We start from the raw sequence: 14,525 nt of genomic DNA on the forward strand, positions 1-14,525 counted from the left end.
CGACGGCAAGCTACCGGCGGGTAGCAACGGGTCGGTCAGCGGGGGCGGTCGCGGCCGGTTGCCGGGTCGGGTCGCCGGCCGCCGGCCGGGAGCGGGGGAGCCGGGCCGGTGCGGGGGCGGCGGCCTCGACCCGGTCCACCGCGGCCAGCACGGCCGGCACACCCAGCTCGGCCAGCGCCGGGTGCACCGCCGTCGCCCCGGCCGCGGCCGGCCGGGGCCCCACCCAGAGCGCCTGGTGCCACGGGCGGTCCGGCGGCGGCCCCCAGTGCGCCGGCGGCACCGGTCCGAAGAGCAGCACCGACGGTGTCGCGTACGCGGTGGCCAGGTGCCCGATCCCGGTGTCGCCGCTGAGCACCAGGCGGGCGTGGGCCACCAGGGCGGCCAGCTCGCCGAGGTCGGTCTCCCCGGCCAGCACCGCCTCGGCCGGCAGCCCGGCGCGGCGGGCCACCTCCTCGGCGAGCGGCCGCTCGCCCGGGTTGCCGGTCACCACCACCCGGTGGCCCCGCCCGGTCAGCTCCCGGGCCACCGCGGCGAACCGCTCCGGAGGCCAGCGCCGCTGGGCCGCCTTCGCCCCCGGGTGCACGATGCTCACCCCGGCCGGCAGCCCGCCCGGGTCGGGGCGGCGCAGCGCCAGGTCGGTGCGGTCCGCCGGAATGCCGTACCAGGCCAGCAGCCGGCACCAGCGGTCCACCTCGTGCTCGTCGGCCCGCCACGGCGGACCGTCGCGGTGCCCGGCCTCGGCGTTGGCGAACCCGAGCAGCCGGCGCGGCCGGACCCCGGCCAGCATCCGGTGCGACTGCGGGCCCCGGCCGTGCAGGTTGACCGCCAGCGCGGGCGGCGGGCCGGGCCAGGCCAGCGGGCCCAGCCCGGCCGCCTCGACCAGCCGGTCCACCCCGCCGACCAGGGCCACCAGCGGGGCCAGCCAGCGCGGCGCGGCCAGCGCCAGCTCCCCACCGGGGTACGCGGCACGCAGCGCCCGCAGCGCCGGCACCCCGGTGGCGAGGTCGCCGACGCCGAGCGCCCGGAGCACGAGGATCACGGGTACGACGACTCCTGCTCGGCGCAGACCACCAGCTCCCGCACGGCGCAGCCGGGCGGCTGGGTGAGGGCGAACAGGACCGCCTCGGCGGTGTCGGCCGGGTCGTTCAGGACCGCGTCCGGGCCCGGCTTGTACCGGTCGTCCCGGTCGTCGAAGAACGCGGTACGCATCCCGCCGGGGATCAGCAGCGTCACGCCGACCGCGCCGGCCAGCTCGGCGGCGAGCGCCCGGGTGAAGCCGACCACCCCGAACTTCGCCGCGCAGTAGGCGGTGGCGTCGCTGACCGCCTTGACGCCGAGGGTGGAGGCCACGGTCACCACGGTGCCGTGCGAGCGTTCCAGGTGCGGCACGGCCGTCCGGACCACCGCGGCGGTGCCGAGCAGGTTGATCGCCACGATCCGGTCCCAGGTCGCGCCGTCGACGTCGGCGAGCCGGCCCGGCACGTCCATCCCGGCGGCGGTCACCACGCCGTCCAGCCCGCCGGCCTGCTCGGCGAGCTGCCGGGTGGCCGCCTCGGCGGCCCGGGTGTCGGCCAGGTCGCACTCGACCCAGGGCACCCCGTCGGCCGGCGCCCGGCGGTCCAGCACGTACGGCCGGCCACCGGCCTTGGCCACCGCGGTCACCACCGCCGCGCCGAGGCCGCTCGCCCCGCCGGTCACCAGCACCGTGCGTCCGTTCAGATCCCTGCTCATGCCAGCACTCCGCTTCGCTTCGTGCCGTCCTGCGGCACCATCGCACCGCGTTGACGATTCGTTCGCTGACGCTTGCTCATACCGCTCCCTTGACGAGGTGGAGGCCGCGCGTGCGCGCGGCGGAGATGGTGCCGGTGGTGGACCGGCCGGCCAGGTAGGGCACGGTCACGACCCGCCCGCCCCAGCGGCGCACCAGGTCGGCCTCGGGCAGGTCGGCGCCGTCGCCGTAGTCGCCGCCCTTGACCCAGAGGTCGGGTCGCAGCCGGGCCAGCACCTGGTGCGGGGTGGCCTCGTCGAAGACCACCACCGCGTCGACGCAGTCCAGCGCGGCCAGCAGGCCGGCCCGGTCCTCCTCCGGGTTCACCGGGCGCTCCGGCCCCTTGAGCCCGCGTACGCTGTGGTCGGAGTTGAGGCAGACCACCAGGCAGTCGCCGAGGCGCCGGGCCGCCTGGAGGGTGGCGAGGTGCCCGGCGTGCAGGATGTCGAAGCAGCCACCGGTGGCGACCACCGTGCCGCCGTCGGCGCGCACCCGGGCCACGAGTTCCTCGGCGGTGCGCGCGGCGGCCAGCGTGGGCGGCTGCTCCGCCTCGCGGCGCAGCCCGGCCGCCCCGCCCGCGGCCACGTACGCCGACGCGGCGGCCACCGCCTCCTGGGTCGCCTCGGCGACCGACGCGCCGGCGCCCAGCGCGAGCGCGGCCGTGGCGGCGAACCGGTCCCCGGCGCCGCAGGTGTCCTCGACGTGGCCCGGGCCGGCCGGCGGCGGCACCACCAGCGGGGTGGCGCCCGCGTGGCACAGCACCGCGCCGTCGGCGCCCACGGTCACCGCCACCGCGCCGGCCCGCCAGCGGCGGCGTAGCTCGTGCCCGGCCCGGGTGGCGGTGGAGAGCGCGCTGCCCGCCCCCGCGTCGCCGGTGAGCTGGCGCAGCTCGCCGAGGTTGGGGGTGGCCAGCCGGACCCCGGGCACCGCGGCCGGGCCCCGCGGGTGCGGATCCCAGACCACCGGCGCGGCCGCCCGGGCGAGCGCCGCCCGCAGCGCCGGCTGGCGGACCAGCCCACGGCCGTAGTCGCTGACCAGGATGGCTCCGGCCCGGGACAGCAGCTCCAGCACGGCCTCCGGTGGCTCGCCCGGCTGCCGCGGTTCGCCGCCCCGGTCCAGCCGCAGCAGCGTCTGCCCGCCGGCCCGCAGCCGGATCTTCTCGGCCGTCGCGCCGGGCAGGCGCAGCGGGTAAACCTCCACCCCGGCCTCGGCGAGCAGCTCGGCCAGCCGGGCCCCGCCGGCATCGTCGGCGAGCCCGGTCACCAGCGCGACCTCGCTGTCCGGGGCGGCGGCGAGCAGCGCGGCCAGCCCGGCGCCGCCGGGCCGGTCGGTGCTCGAGCGCTCGTCCAGCACGGGTACGGGCGCGTCCGGCGCGACCCGGCCGACCACGCCGGTGACGTCCCGGTCGAGCAGGGCGTCGCCGACCACCACGAGCGGCCCGTTCACGACTGCACCCGCCCCGCGCCGGCGATCCCGTGCCCGTTGGCTCCGGGTCCGTTGGCTCCGGCTCCGTTGTGGTCCGGGGACCGGTGGCCGGCGACGCCCAGGCCGTCGGCGCTTGGGGCGGGGGCCCAGCGGGCGAGCGCCGCCGACCGGGGCGCCGGCAGCGACGCGGTCGGCAGCTGCCGGATCAGCGGCAGCGCCTGGTCGACGTACTCGCAGAGCACGTGGGTGGAGACCAGGTGCAGCTCCTGCACCACCTGGCTGTCCGGCGACGGCACCGCGAGCACGTCGTGGCAGGCCTCGGCGAGGGGGTTGGGGGCCGGCCCGGTGAAGGCCCAGCAGCGCAGGCCGGTTTCGCGGCCGGCGTGGGCGGCGGTGAGCAGGTTGGCGCTGGTGCCGCTGGTGGACATCAGCAGCAGGATGTCGGCGGGTCGGCCGTGGGCGCGTACCTGGCGGGCGAAGACCTCGTGGTAGCCGTAGTCGTTGCCGATCGCGGTGAGGGCGGAGGTTTCGGCGTGCAGGGCGATGGCGGACAGTGGTTCGCGGTCGTCGCGGAGTTTGCCGACGAGTTCGGCGGTGAGGTGTTGGGCCTCGGCGGCGCTGCCGCCGTTGCCGGCCACCAGCAGCCGCCCGCCCCGCGCCAGCGTCCAGGCCAGCTCGGTGCCCCAGTCGGCCAGCCGGGCCGCCTCCCGCCGGTACGGCAGCAGCGCCGCGGCCAGCCCGGACAGGTGGGCGTCGAGGGTGTCGTGCGGGGTCATCAGGCCACCGCCGGGGTGGGGCGGGCCACCGTGGCCAGCGAGGCGTAGACCGCGCCGAGCTGCTCGGCGCAGCGCTTCCAGGAGTACCGGCTGCGGATCCGGTCCAGCGCCGCCGTGGCGTACGCGAAGCGGCGGACCTGATCGGTGAGGAGCCGGCGGATCGCGGTGCCCAGCGCGCGCGGGTCGCGCGGCGGAACCAGGTCGCCGGTGAGGCCGTCGACCACCGTGTCGGCGATCCCGCCGACGTTCGTGCCGACCACCGGCACCCCGCAGGCCATGCCCTCCAGCGGGGTGAGGCCGAACGGCTCGTACCAGGGGGCGGCGACCAGCACGTCGGCCGAGCGGTACCAGGCGCCCATCTCCTCGCGGGCCACCCCGCCGACCAGTCGCACCCGGTCGGCGACCCCGCACGACTCGGCCAGCGCGCTGAGCCGCCGGGCGAACGAGTCGGCGGGCAGCAGGCCGGCCGGCGGCCCGCCGACCACCACGCACTCGGCGTCCGGCACCGCCGGCAGCGCCCGGACCACGTCCAGGAAGCCCTTGCGCTCCACCATCCGGCCCACGGTGAGGATCCGCGGCCGGGCCGGGTCGCGCGGCGCCACCGGCCCGTCGGGGCGGAACACGGCCTGGTTCACGCCGGACGGGACCAGCGCCATCCGGGACCGGGGCACGCCCATCCGGACCAGCTCGCGGACCTCGTCCTCGCACTGCACGATGACCCGGTCCACGGCCCGGCCGAGCGCCCGCTCGTAGCCGGCCCGCCCCGGCGGGCTGGTGTCCCGGCTGCCCTGGTGGCGCCGCTTCACCGTGCCGAGGGCGTGGTACGTCAGCACCGTCGGCACCCCGGTCCGGCGGCCGGCGTGCACGGTGGCCAGCCCGCTCATCCAGAAGTGCGCGTGCGCCACGTCCGGGGTCCAGTCGCCGCGCCGCCAGGTGTCGGCCAGCCAGCTGCCGAACTCGCCCATGTACGGCAGCAGCTCGTCCTTGGGCACCCGCTGCGCCGGCCCGGCGGGGACGTGACAGACCTGGTACCCGTCCGGGGTGGACACCGACCCGGGCAGGGCGGTGGAGTCGCGGCGGGTGTAGACCCGCACGTCGTGCCCCGCGCCGACCAGCGCCGCCGCGAGCTCCGCCACGTGGGTGTTCTGGCCGCCGGCGTCCTCCTCGCCGAGGACGGCGAGTGGACTGGCGTGCTCCGAGATCATCGCGATGCGCATGTTTCCCCCTCCATCAGTCGGTCCCAGTCGGCGAGGAACCGGTCGAGCCCGTACCGTTCCTTCGCCACCTCGCGCGCCCGCGCCCCCAGGCGGTACGCGGCGTCCCGGTCCGCGGCGAGCCAGTGGGCCGCCTCGACCAGCGTGTCCATTCGGGTGGAGAGCACCCCCGCGCCGGGCGGCACGGCCTCCACGGCCTCGGTGGTGGCCAGCGCGATCACCGGCATGCCCATGGTCATCACCTCGATCAGGCTCAGCCCGAGCGACGTCCACCGGCACAGATGCAGGTAGGCGCGGCGCCGGGCCACCTCGGCGTGCATCCGGTCCTGCGGCAGGTCCTCGTGCCCGGTCACCGGTACGCCGGGCGCGCCGGCCGCGGCGAGCGCCTCGGGCAGCCCGGCCACCCCCATGCCGAAGACGTCCAGCGGCGCCACCGCGGCGAAGCGCGGCATCAGGTCGGTGCCGGTGACCCGCCAGCGGCGGACCGGCTCGTTGGTGACCACGGCGAGCCGGTCCAGCTCACCGGTCCACTCGACGGCCGGGGTGAGCACGCCGTGCTCGACGACGGCGGTGCGGGTGCCGCCGTTGTCCCAGAACAGTTCGTTGAACGCGGTGACGTGGGTGAGCAGCAGGTCGTCCCGGTCGGCCATCGGGTGCCGGGTGTTCGGCACGTCGCCCTTGGGGGTGTTGTGCTCGACGTAGATCGCCGGCAGGTCCCGGCCGACCCGGCGGCCCAGCCACCGCTGCGCCAGCTCCAGCTCCTCCGGCCGTTGCAGGATCACCAGGTCCACCTGCGCCGTCCGCAGCTCCTCGGGCGTCACCTCGACGGCGCTGTCCGGCCAGGCGTACGTCCGCGCCCGGCCCAGCCCGTACGGGCCGCGGTCGGGCGTGACCGGCACCAGGTAGCGGTGTCTCCCGTGCACGAACGACGTCGTCCAGGAGCCGTGCACGTGCCACAGCAGAACGTTCATCTCTCTCCTCGTCGGCGGCTGGTGCGGGGGGTGGGCGGGGTGCGGCGGTGTCAGCCGGGGACGAGGAGCCGGACCGCCGCGACCACCGCGGGCGGGTCCACTCCGGTCAGGCAGGGGTGCCCGGCGACCGGGCAGACGGCCGCCCGGGTGTCCCGGCAGGCGGCCCCGGCGTCGCCGAGCCGGGCGACCGGCACCCGGTACGGCCCCCACTGTCCGAACGGGACGGTCGGCGCGAAGAGGCTCACCACCGGAGTGCCGACGGCGGCGGCGAGATGGGCGGGACCGGTGTTGCCGACCACCAGGCACCGGGCCCCGGCGACGATCCGGGCCAGCCCGGCCAGGTCGGTCGTCCCGCCCAGGTCGATGCCGCCGGCGGCGGCCACCCGGGCGGTCAGCTCCCGCTCGTCGGGACCGCCGGTGACCAGGACCCGGTGCCCGTCGGCGGCGAGCGCCGCGACGATCTCCGCGCAGCGGTGCGCGGGACAGGCCCGGGCCGGCACCGAGGAGCCGGGGTGCACCACCACGTACCCGCCCTCGGGCACCGCCGTGGCCGCGGGCGGACGGCTGTCGCCGGACCGCCCGAGGTCGGCGCGCAGCCGCAGGCCCGGCTCGTCGCCGGCGGCCAGCGCGAAGCCGGCCGCGGCGGCGAGGGAGAGCGCGCGTTCCGGCTCCGGCACCCCGTTCGGCACGCGGTGCCGGACGTCCAGCAGCGAGCCGGGGTAGTCGTCGCTGATCGCGCTGATCCGGGGCACGCCGGCCATCCGCAGCAGCAGGGCCAGGGGTAGTGGGGACTGGTGGAAGGAGGTGAAGATGACGGCTTCGTCGGCGGCGACGGCGGTGAGCCGGTCGATGAGGGCGTGCACGTCGGTGGGGTCGACGGGTGGGGCGGGGGCGTCGATCCACGGCAGCGGCCACTCGATGATCTCGTCGACGCCGGGGAGCAGGTCGGCGGCGGCCCGGCCGCGTGGCCCACAGAGCAGTACGACCCGCCGGGCGCCGGCCGCGACGGCCCGGATGCCGGGGCCGGTGACCAGCACGTCCCCGGCGGAGTCGCTGCGTACCACGAGGACCGTGCCGGCCCGGCCGGCGCGCGGCGCGACCGGCCGCACCGCCCGCATCCGGCGCAGGATCTCGTCCACCGCGGCCGGCAGGTCCCGGGCGGCGGTCGGCGCCGCGGCGACCTCCTCGGGCCGGGTCACCGGGGTGGGCACCAGCACGCCGGTGGCCCCGGCGGCGAGCGCGGCCGTCATGTCCCGCCCGATGTCGCCGACCAGCACGCAGCGCCGGGGCGCGGTGCCGAGCGCCCGGGCGGCCTCGTGCACCAGGCCCGGCGCCGGCTTGCGGCAGGAGCAGCCGTCGGTGTCGTCGTGCGGGCAGATCGCCCAGTGGTCGAAGGGCCCGAGCAGCTCCTCGATCCGGGCGTGCACGGCCCGCATCTGCGCCTCGGTGAAGTAGCCCCGGGCCAGCCCGGACTGGTTGGTCACCACGGCCAGCCGCAGCCCGGCCGCACGGAGCCGGTCCAACGCCTCCCGCGCGCCGGGCACCGGCCGGACCTTCTCCGGGTCACCGTTGTAGGGCACGTCCTCGACCAGCGTGCCGTCCCGATCCAGCAGCACCGCGTCGTACAGGCCGGGAGTCGGTTCGGGGCGGGCGCCCCCGGCGGCGGAGGGCGCCATCACCGTCCCGCCCCCGGCCGGTCCGCGCCGACCAGCGCCCCGGCGGGCACCGTCCGGGCCCGCCACCAGCCGCGTACCCAGTGGCCGACCGCCAGCGGCGGGATGAGCGCGCTGGTCACCAGCATGGTGGTGACCTCGTCGGCGGTGCGCGGGCCGGGCGCGATGCGGTCCCGGGCGAACTCGGCGGTGCCGGCCGCCCAGCCCAGCGCCGCCAGGCCGGACAGCACGCCGAAGACCCGTCGCCGGTCGCCGGCCGGGCCGCGCAGCGCCAGCGCGGCCAGCGCCATCGCACCCGTGGCGGTGACGGCGACGTGCCGGGGGCGGCGGCCGGGCGGCAGCCCGAGGTCGGTACGCCAGGAGCGGCCGTACAGCCGGCGCAGCAGCGCGTCGTCGGCGTTGCCGCGCTGGGTGCGCAGGCTGACCCAGCGGCTCTCCGGGCGTACCGGATGGGTCACCCGCCGCCGGCCGCGGAGCAGGACCCAACCGGCCCTTCGGACCCGGTGGGCCAGCTCGGCGTCCTCCCGGTAGGCGCGCGGGAAGAGTTCGTCGAACCCGCCGACGGCGGCCAGGACCGACCGCCGGTACGCCATGTCGGCGGTGATCCACCTTCCCTCGGCCAGCCCGGCGGTGCCGCGTTCCCAGTCGGTGGGGCGGCGGCCGGCGGGCAGCGGCACCTCGACCACGCCCTGCACGCCGCCGACCCGGCCGGTGGTCGCCAGGTCGGCGCGGAGCCGCCGGGCCCAGTCGGGTGCCGGCACCACGTCGTCGTCGAGGAAGACCACCCACTCGCCGTGCGCGGCCCGCCAGCCGAGGTTGCGGGCCGCCGCCGGGCCCGCGCCGCGCCCGGTCAGCACCTTCGTGTACGCGGCCAGCACCCCCGGCACCGCCAGCTCCCCGGTGTCGTCGCGCCGGTCGTCGACCAGCAGCACCTCCACCTCGGGCAGCTCGCCGAGCTGGTCGGCGAGCGCGTCCAGCAGCACCGCCAGGCTGGACCGGCCGAGCGTCGGCACGACCAGGCTGATCACCGGCCACCGCCCAACGCGCGGCGGTGCACCGCGAACGGACCGAGCGCCAGCAGGTCCACCGGGGCCGAGCCGAACAGCTCCATCGCCTCCCGGGGCGTGTCCACCATGGGCCGTCCGGCGGTGTTCAGCGAGGTGTTCACCACCACCGGCAGCCCGGTACGCCGCTCGAACTCGGCCAGCAGCTCGGCCAGCACCGGCTCGGTCTCCGGGTGCACGGTCTGCACCCGGGCGGTGCCGTCGACGTGGGTGACGGCCGGGACGCGGTCCCGCCACGCCGGCTTCACCCGGTGCACGAAGAGCATGTACGGGCTGGGGTAGACGCCCTCGAAGATCTCCGCGAAGCGTTCCGCGCGGACCATCGGGGCGATCGGCCGGAACTGCTCGCGGCCCTTGACGTCGTTCATCCGCCGGGTGGTGTCCGGGTCGCCCGGGTGGGCCAGGAGCGACCGGTGACCCAGCGCCCGCGGGCCGTACTCGCTGCGCCCCTGGTACCACGCGACGATGCCGTTGTCGGCGAGCACCCGGGCCGCCTCGGCGGCGATCGACGCCGGCCGGGTGTACGGCAGCGCCGCCCGGCGCAGCTCCGCCTCCAACTCCTCGTCGGACCAGGCCCGACCGAGGTCCACCCCGGTCATCGGCGCGGACCCGTCGCCCAGCTCGCCGGCCACGTGCAGGGCGGCGCCCAGCGCGGTACCCGCGTCGCCGGCCGCCGGCTGCACCCAGACGTCCCGGTAGGGCCCTTCGGCCGCGATCCGGGCGTTGGCCACGCAGTTCAACGCCACCCCGCCGGCCATGGCGAGGGTGGTGGCGCCGCCGGAGGCGTCGTACAGCCAGCGGGCCAGGTCGAGGATGACCTCCTCCAGCCGGGTCTGCACGCTGGCGGCCAGGTCGGCGTGGTCGTCGGTCATCTCGCCGTCGGCGGTGCGCGCCTTGGCCATGCTGGCCCAGTCGATCCGCTCGACCTGGAAGCCGCCGTCGTCGGTGACCCGGACCAGCTCGCGGAGCATGCCGAGGTGCCGCGGCCTGCCGTAGGAGGCCAGCGCCATCACCTTGTACTCGTCGCTGGAGTGCAGGAAGCCGAGGTGCCGGGTCAGGTCCTCGTAGAGCAGGCCGAGGGAGTGCGGCAGCTGCTGGGACCGTAGCATCGACAACCGCCCGTCCCGGTATACGCCGGCCAGGTGGCTGGCCACCTCGCCGCGCCCGTCCAGCACCAGCACCGCGGTGTCGTCGCCGGCCGGCGGCGCGGCCAACCCGGCGGAGGCGGCGTGCGCCACGTGGTGCGGCACGAAGCGCACCTTGTCCGGGTCGAGGCCGGGCAGCGCGGCGGCGAGGAACTGCGGGGCCCGCCGGGCATAGTCGACGCGCAGCCAGTCCCACGGATCGCTGAGTCCCAGCTCAGCCGTGTCCCGGCACAGGCCGGGGTCGAAGGAGTAGGCGACGGCGTCGAGACTGTCGACGTCGATGCCCGCGCTGGCCAGGCACCAGGCGGCGGACAACTCGGGCAGCTCCCAGGCGGAGAAGGGCACCGGGCGCTTGCCGTGCTTACGGCGGCTGAACCGCTCCTCTTCGGCGGCGGCCACCACCCGACCGTCGACCACCAGGGCGGCGGCCGGATCGTGGAAGATCGCGTTGATGCCAAGGACGTGCATGAGCAGTCCCTACCCTCGCGTCCGCTTCCTAACCTGTAGATCATCGACTTCCGCGAGAAGGCAAACGTCTCGTGTGGAGATTCGAATGAGGGACCAAAGTCCCTGGTTGTCGGGGCGGAAGCTGACCAAGCTAGGCAAAGAGGCAACATAAACTCCTGTTTATGGTCGCCGGCCCGCGAAGACCTGGAGGTGTTCCGTGTCCCCGTCGTCGCTCTCCGTGCTCGCCGACGAGCAACTCGCCCTGGCCCGCGCCACCGACAGCGGGCGCAGCGCGCGGACCGTCTACGGCGGTCCCGCCACGGCGCTGCGACAGACGCTGATCGCTCTCGTCGCCGGGCGCGCGTTGCAGGAGCACGCCAGCCCGGGCGAGGCGACGCTGCAGGTGCTGCGTGGCCGGGTCCGGCTGGTCGCCCAGGACGAGTCGTGGCCCGGAGCGGCGGGGGACCTGCTGGTGATCCCGGACGCCCGGCACGCGCTGCACGCCGACGAGGACGCGGTGGCGCTGCTCACGGTCGTCCGCCGATGACCGCCCCCACCCCGGCCCGCCCGGCCGCCCCCGCCCGCCAGCCCGCCCCGGTTGCGGCATCGCGGGCCGGCCGCCCCGCCCGCCCTGCCCGGGCCGCGCGCCCCGCACGCGGGCGGCGCCACCGCTGGCTGCCGCCACAGCACGGCGCCTGGGCCATGCTGCTGCTCCCGTACGCGGCGGCGGTCGGCGTGACCGGCCCGCGCTGGCCGCACCTGCCGCTGCTCGGCGCCTGGCTGACCGGTTACCTCTTCTCCTACTACGCCCTGCTGGCCGTGAAGACGGCGCGCCCCGCCCGCGTCCGCCCCCAGCTGCTCCTCTACGGCGCGGTCACCGCGCTGCTGGGCCTGCCGGTGCTGCTCGCCCGGCCGACGGTGCTCGGTTACGCCCCGCTCTTCGCCGCGCTGGTCGCCGTGAACGCCGCGTACGCCCGGCGCCGCCGCGAACGGGTGTTGCTCAACAACCTCGCCTCGGTGGCGCAGAGCGTGCTGGTGGTCTTCGTGGTGGCGACGGTCGCCGGGGTTTCCGTGGCCGCGGTCGCCGGGGTGGCGGCGGCGGTCGGCGCGTACCTGGTCGGCACGGTGCTCTACGTGAAGACGATGATCCGGGAGCGGGAGAGCGTCGAATACCGGTGGGCCTCAGGGGCGTACCACCTGGCGGCGCTGGTGGTGGCGGTGGCCGCCGGCTGGGGGCCGGCGGTGGCGGCGGTCTTCGCGGCGCTGTTCCTCCGCGCGGCGTTGCTGCCCGGCCGGCGGCTGGCCCCGGTCCAGGTCGGGATGATCGAGCTGGTCGGCGCGGTGCTGGTGCTGGCCGCCGTGATCGCCCGCTGGGCCTGATCTGATCGCCTGCCGCCGCTGACCGGCCCCGCCTTCCGGCAGCCCGCCTTTCGACAGGGTCGGCCGTCCCCTGCGCTGCGGGCCAACTGGATCGGGGCGGCCCCGCGCGGTGGTCGGCGCGGGCCGGGCTGCGCCGCGATGGTCGACGCGGGGCGCAGTGGCCGGCGTGCGACATCAAGTGTCCAGCGTCAGGCGAGCGGACGGCATCGCGGTAACTGAGGGTGATCCGGACCTCAAGACGAGCCTTATCACCGCAAGTGATGGTCGTCGCGCTCGCGCCCGGGTGGCATTTGTGCAGGGCAACGCGCTGACCAGTACAAACGAACGAGGCTCTGTCAGCCGCTGCCACCCCTCACGGAGCCTTTGCTCTGCAGCCACATACGCATCAGCAACGCTCTGTCAACTGATGCGGATATGGCTGCAGAGCAAAGGCAGTTCGGGGGGAGGGCGGTGGGGGCGCGAATCACTACGCTGTGTCAGCGCGATCGATGGGGCGGGCCACGTTCCCTGGAACAGGCGGGGCGGGAGCAGCGGGTGGTGGGTGGCCGGACGATGGTGGCAGAAGCGGCCGATGGATGGATGGGGCGACAGCGGTGGTCGGGCCGACGTGCCGGCGGCGCCCGGTCCAGCGACGGGCGCGACGGGCGCGGCGGGAGGGCGGGAGGGCGGGATCGCGGTAGGTAGGTGGGGCGAGGACTGCGGCCGGGGTAACGGGCGGGCGTGGCGGGGCTCCGCGTGATCGGCGAGAGGTGACGGGGGTCGGGATTCTCGAGGAAGGTGACCGGGCCGGTGCCGGGGTCTGCGTCCGGCGCCGGCCCGGTTGCCGGGGTGGTGGCGCGCTCAGCGCAGCATGCCCGGGCCGAACACCTCGTAGGCGATCCGCTCGGCCGGCACGCCGCGGCGCAGCAGCCCGCTGCGGACCAGGGACATGAACGGCACCGGGCCGCACAGGTGCACGTACGCCTCCGGGGTGAGTGGGATCAGCGCCGGGTCCACCAGGCCGTCGGCGACCTCCGCCTTCAGGCCGGCCACCTCGGCGTCGGCGGCGTCCTCGTACCAGAGGCGGACCGACAGGTTGGGCAGCCGCTCCTGGAGCCCGACCAGTTCGCGTCGCCGGGCGTGTGCGGCGCCGGCCCGGTCGGCGTGCACCAGCGCCACCGGGCGTTGGGGCTCGGCGTCGGCCAGGTGCGCCAGCGCCGCCATGGCCGGGGTGAGGCCGATGCCGGCGCTGATCAGCAACAGCGGTTCGCCGTCGCCGATGGCGCTGACCTCGCCGAACGGCGGGCTGAGCCGCAGGGTGTCCCCGGCGGCCACCCGCTCGTGCAGGAAGGTGGAGACCATGCCGTCGGGCTCGCCGGCCAGGCCGCGTACCCGCTTGACGGTGATCTGCCAGTGGTCGGCGCCGGGGCGGCCGGAGAGGCTGTACTGCCGGATCTGCTGGCCCCGGCCGCCGTCCAGGTCGACCGCGACCGAGACGTACTGGCCCGGGGTGAAGCCGGGCAACGGGCCGCCGTCGGCCGGAACGAGGGTGAACGACGCCACGTCGGTCGTCTCCCCGATCTTTTCCCGTACCCGCCACTCCCGCCACACCGTGCCGTCCTCCGGCACCCCGGCGCCGGCGTACAGGCGCGCCTCCCGCGCGATCAGCTCGCACGCCAGCAGCCAGTAGACCTCGTCCCAGGCGGCCGCCACGGCGGGCGTGACGGCGTCGCCGAGCACCTCGCCGACCGCGGCGAGCAGGTGCCGGCCCACGATCGGGTACTGGGCGGCGGTGATGCCGAGCGAGGCGTGCTTGTGCGCGATCCGGTCCAGGATCGGCCCCCAGGACACGGTGCTGCCGCCGGTCAGGTGCTCGGCGTACGCGACCACGGCCGCGGCGAGCGCCGCCTTCTGCTGCCCGGTCGCCTGGTTGCCTCGGTTGAAGATGTTCAGCAGGTCGGGATGCGCGTCGAACATCCGCTGGTAGAAACGGCCGGTGATCGCCTCGCCGTGCGCCTGCACGGCGGGCAGCGTCGCCACCACCACTGCTGCTGAGGATTGCGAGAGCACGACCACTCCTTCGGGCGTCGATCAGTTCGATCACCACGAAACTGGAATCTCAGACTCCTCTTTAGGGTCGAAAGTCCCGGGGCGCGGGTCGCGAGAATCACAGCCCGGATCGGGCCGGCCGGCCCGTTTCGCGTGTTGGCGCCGCTCGTTAGGGTCGATGGTGTGAAGCTCAACCGCTCGACGGACATGGCATTGCGGATCGCCATGTTCACCGCGGCGTCCCCGAGCCGGGCCACCGTGGACGAGCTTGCCGCGCAGCTCTCCCTGCCGCGCAGCCACGTGGCCAAGGTGGTCCAGCGGTTGCAGCGGCTCGGGGTACTGGTCACCATCCGCGGCCGCTCCGGCGGAGTGGCCTTCGCCGAGCACGCCGCCGAACTGACCGTCGGGCACGTGGTCCGGGCCTTCGAGGGCGACGGCGAGGTGGTCTCCTGCGAGGAGCCGGCCTGCCCGCTGGTCGGCGGCTGCCGGCTCCGTGGTCAGCTACGCCGGGCCCAGGCCGCGTTCCTGGCCGTGCTCGACGAGGTACGCCTCGGCGACCTGGTCGCCGGGCCGGCCGGACCGCTGCTGCTCACCCTCGGCGTGGCGCGGTCCTGATGGGCGTCTCGCACCCGCT

13 protein-coding genes are annotated in these 14,525 nt (G+C 76.3%); 3 read left to right on the forward strand and 10 right to left on the reverse strand.

Annotated features, from left to right (window positions below; translation table 11 throughout):
• Positions 1–10: 10 nt before the first annotated feature.
• The 9 genes from AB0I11_RS12545 to AB0I11_RS12585 all read right to left on the reverse strand — a co-directional run bounded on the left by AB0I11_RS12545 (position 11) and on the right by AB0I11_RS12585 (position 10,504).
• Positions 11–1,039: a glycosyltransferase family 9 protein gene (locus AB0I11_RS12545; RefSeq protein ID WP_357317976.1), complete on the reverse strand. Its 1,029-nt coding sequence runs from the start codon at positions 1,037–1,039 to the stop codon at positions 11–13.
• The gene (locus tag AB0I11_RS12550) at positions 1,036–1,719 is read right to left on the reverse strand and encodes an SDR family oxidoreductase (protein ID WP_357318243.1); all 684 of its coding nucleotides are present in this window, start codon (positions 1,717–1,719) and stop codon (positions 1,036–1,038) included. The genes AB0I11_RS12545 and AB0I11_RS12550 overlap by 4 nt, the downstream gene beginning before the upstream one ends.
• 88 nt (positions 1,720–1,807) lie before the next feature.
• Positions 1,808–3,214 (reverse strand): PfkB family carbohydrate kinase, encoded by a 1,407-nt coding sequence (locus AB0I11_RS12555; protein ID WP_357317980.1) that lies wholly within the window; start codon positions 3,212–3,214, stop codon positions 1,808–1,810.
• Positions 3,211–3,969: an SIS domain-containing protein gene (locus AB0I11_RS12560; RefSeq protein ID WP_357317983.1), complete on the reverse strand. Its 759-nt coding sequence runs from the start codon at positions 3,967–3,969 to the stop codon at positions 3,211–3,213. Before AB0I11_RS12560 ends, AB0I11_RS12555 begins: the two co-directional genes overlap by 4 nt.
• A complete protein-coding gene (locus AB0I11_RS12565; protein ID WP_357317986.1) occupies positions 3,969–5,186 on the reverse strand; it encodes a glycosyltransferase in 1,218 nt (405 codons plus the stop codon). The genes AB0I11_RS12560 and AB0I11_RS12565 overlap by 1 nt, the downstream gene beginning before the upstream one ends.
• Positions 5,171–6,154 (reverse strand): glycosyltransferase, encoded by a 984-nt coding sequence (locus tag AB0I11_RS12570; protein ID WP_357317989.1) that lies wholly within the window; start codon positions 6,152–6,154, stop codon positions 5,171–5,173. The genes AB0I11_RS12565 and AB0I11_RS12570 overlap by 16 nt, the downstream gene beginning before the upstream one ends.
• A gap of 50 nt (positions 6,155–6,204) precedes the next feature.
• Complete coding sequence (locus AB0I11_RS12575; RefSeq protein ID WP_357317992.1) at positions 6,205–7,830, reverse strand: HAD-IIIA family hydrolase; 1,626 nt, start codon at positions 7,828–7,830, stop codon at positions 6,205–6,207.
• Positions 7,830–8,855 (reverse strand): glycosyltransferase, encoded by a 1,026-nt coding sequence (locus tag AB0I11_RS12580; protein WP_357317995.1) that lies wholly within the window; start codon positions 8,853–8,855, stop codon positions 7,830–7,832. Before AB0I11_RS12580 ends, AB0I11_RS12575 begins: the two co-directional genes overlap by 1 nt.
• A complete protein-coding gene (locus AB0I11_RS12585) occupies positions 8,852–10,504 on the reverse strand; it encodes a carbamoyltransferase C-terminal domain-containing protein (protein ID WP_357317998.1) in 1,653 nt (550 codons plus the stop codon). The genes AB0I11_RS12580 and AB0I11_RS12585 overlap by 4 nt, the downstream gene beginning before the upstream one ends.
• A gap of 196 nt (positions 10,505–10,700) precedes the next feature.
• Here AB0I11_RS12585 and AB0I11_RS12590 point away from each other — a divergent pair, with 196 nt between their 5' ends.
• Both AB0I11_RS12590 and AB0I11_RS12595 read left to right on the forward strand, forming a co-directional pair.
• The gene (locus AB0I11_RS12590) at positions 10,701–11,030 is read left to right on the forward strand and encodes a cupin domain-containing protein (RefSeq protein ID WP_046563593.1); all 330 of its coding nucleotides are present in this window, start codon (positions 10,701–10,703) and stop codon (positions 11,028–11,030) included.
• Between the two features lie 128 nt (positions 11,031–11,158).
• Positions 11,159–11,863: a YwiC-like family protein gene (locus AB0I11_RS12595; RefSeq protein ID WP_357318246.1), complete on the forward strand. Its 705-nt coding sequence runs from the start codon at positions 11,159–11,161 to the stop codon at positions 11,861–11,863.
• Positions 11,864–12,703: 840 nt separating this feature from the next.
• Here the strand turns inward: AB0I11_RS12595 and AB0I11_RS12600 are convergent.
• Entirely contained in the window at positions 12,704–13,918 is a 1,215-nt protein-coding gene (locus tag AB0I11_RS12600) for a globin domain-containing protein (RefSeq protein WP_357318002.1), read from the reverse strand.
• Between the two features lie 156 nt (positions 13,919–14,074).
• Between AB0I11_RS12600 and AB0I11_RS12605 the strand changes: the two genes are divergently transcribed.
• Positions 14,075–14,506 carry an Rrf2 family transcriptional regulator gene (locus tag AB0I11_RS12605; protein ID WP_357318005.1) on the forward strand — a complete coding sequence of 144 codons (432 nt, stop codon included), beginning with the start codon at positions 14,075–14,077 and terminating at the stop codon, positions 14,504–14,506.
• The last annotated feature ends 19 nt before the right edge of the window (positions 14,507–14,525 follow it).

The sequence above is a fragment of the Micromonospora sp. NPDC050495 genome, assembly GCF_040655175.1.
Taxonomy (GTDB): domain Bacteria; phylum Actinomycetota; class Actinomycetes; order Mycobacteriales; family Micromonosporaceae; genus Micromonospora.

What these genes read in the sequence shown, in the direction of transcription:
- AB0I11_RS12560 (WP_357317983.1), bottom strand. Translation starts at nt 3,969, where the DNA reads ATGACCCCGCACGACACCCTCGACGCCCACCTGTCCGGGCTGGCCGCG.
- AB0I11_RS12565 (WP_357317986.1), bottom strand. Translation starts at nt 5,186, where the DNA reads ATGCGCATCGCGATGATCTCGGAGCACGCCAGTCCACTCGCCGTCCTC.
- AB0I11_RS12570 (WP_357317989.1), bottom strand. Translation starts at nt 6,154, where the DNA reads ATGAACGTTCTGCTGTGGCACGTGCACGGCTCCTGGACGACGTCGTTC.
- AB0I11_RS12575 (WP_357317992.1), bottom strand. Translation starts at nt 7,830, where the DNA reads ATGGCGCCCTCCGCCGCCGGGGGCGCCCGCCCCGAACCGACTCCCGGC.
- AB0I11_RS12585 (WP_357317998.1), bottom strand. Translation starts at nt 10,504, where the DNA reads ATGCACGTCCTTGGCATCAACGCGATCTTCCACGATCCGGCCGCCGCC.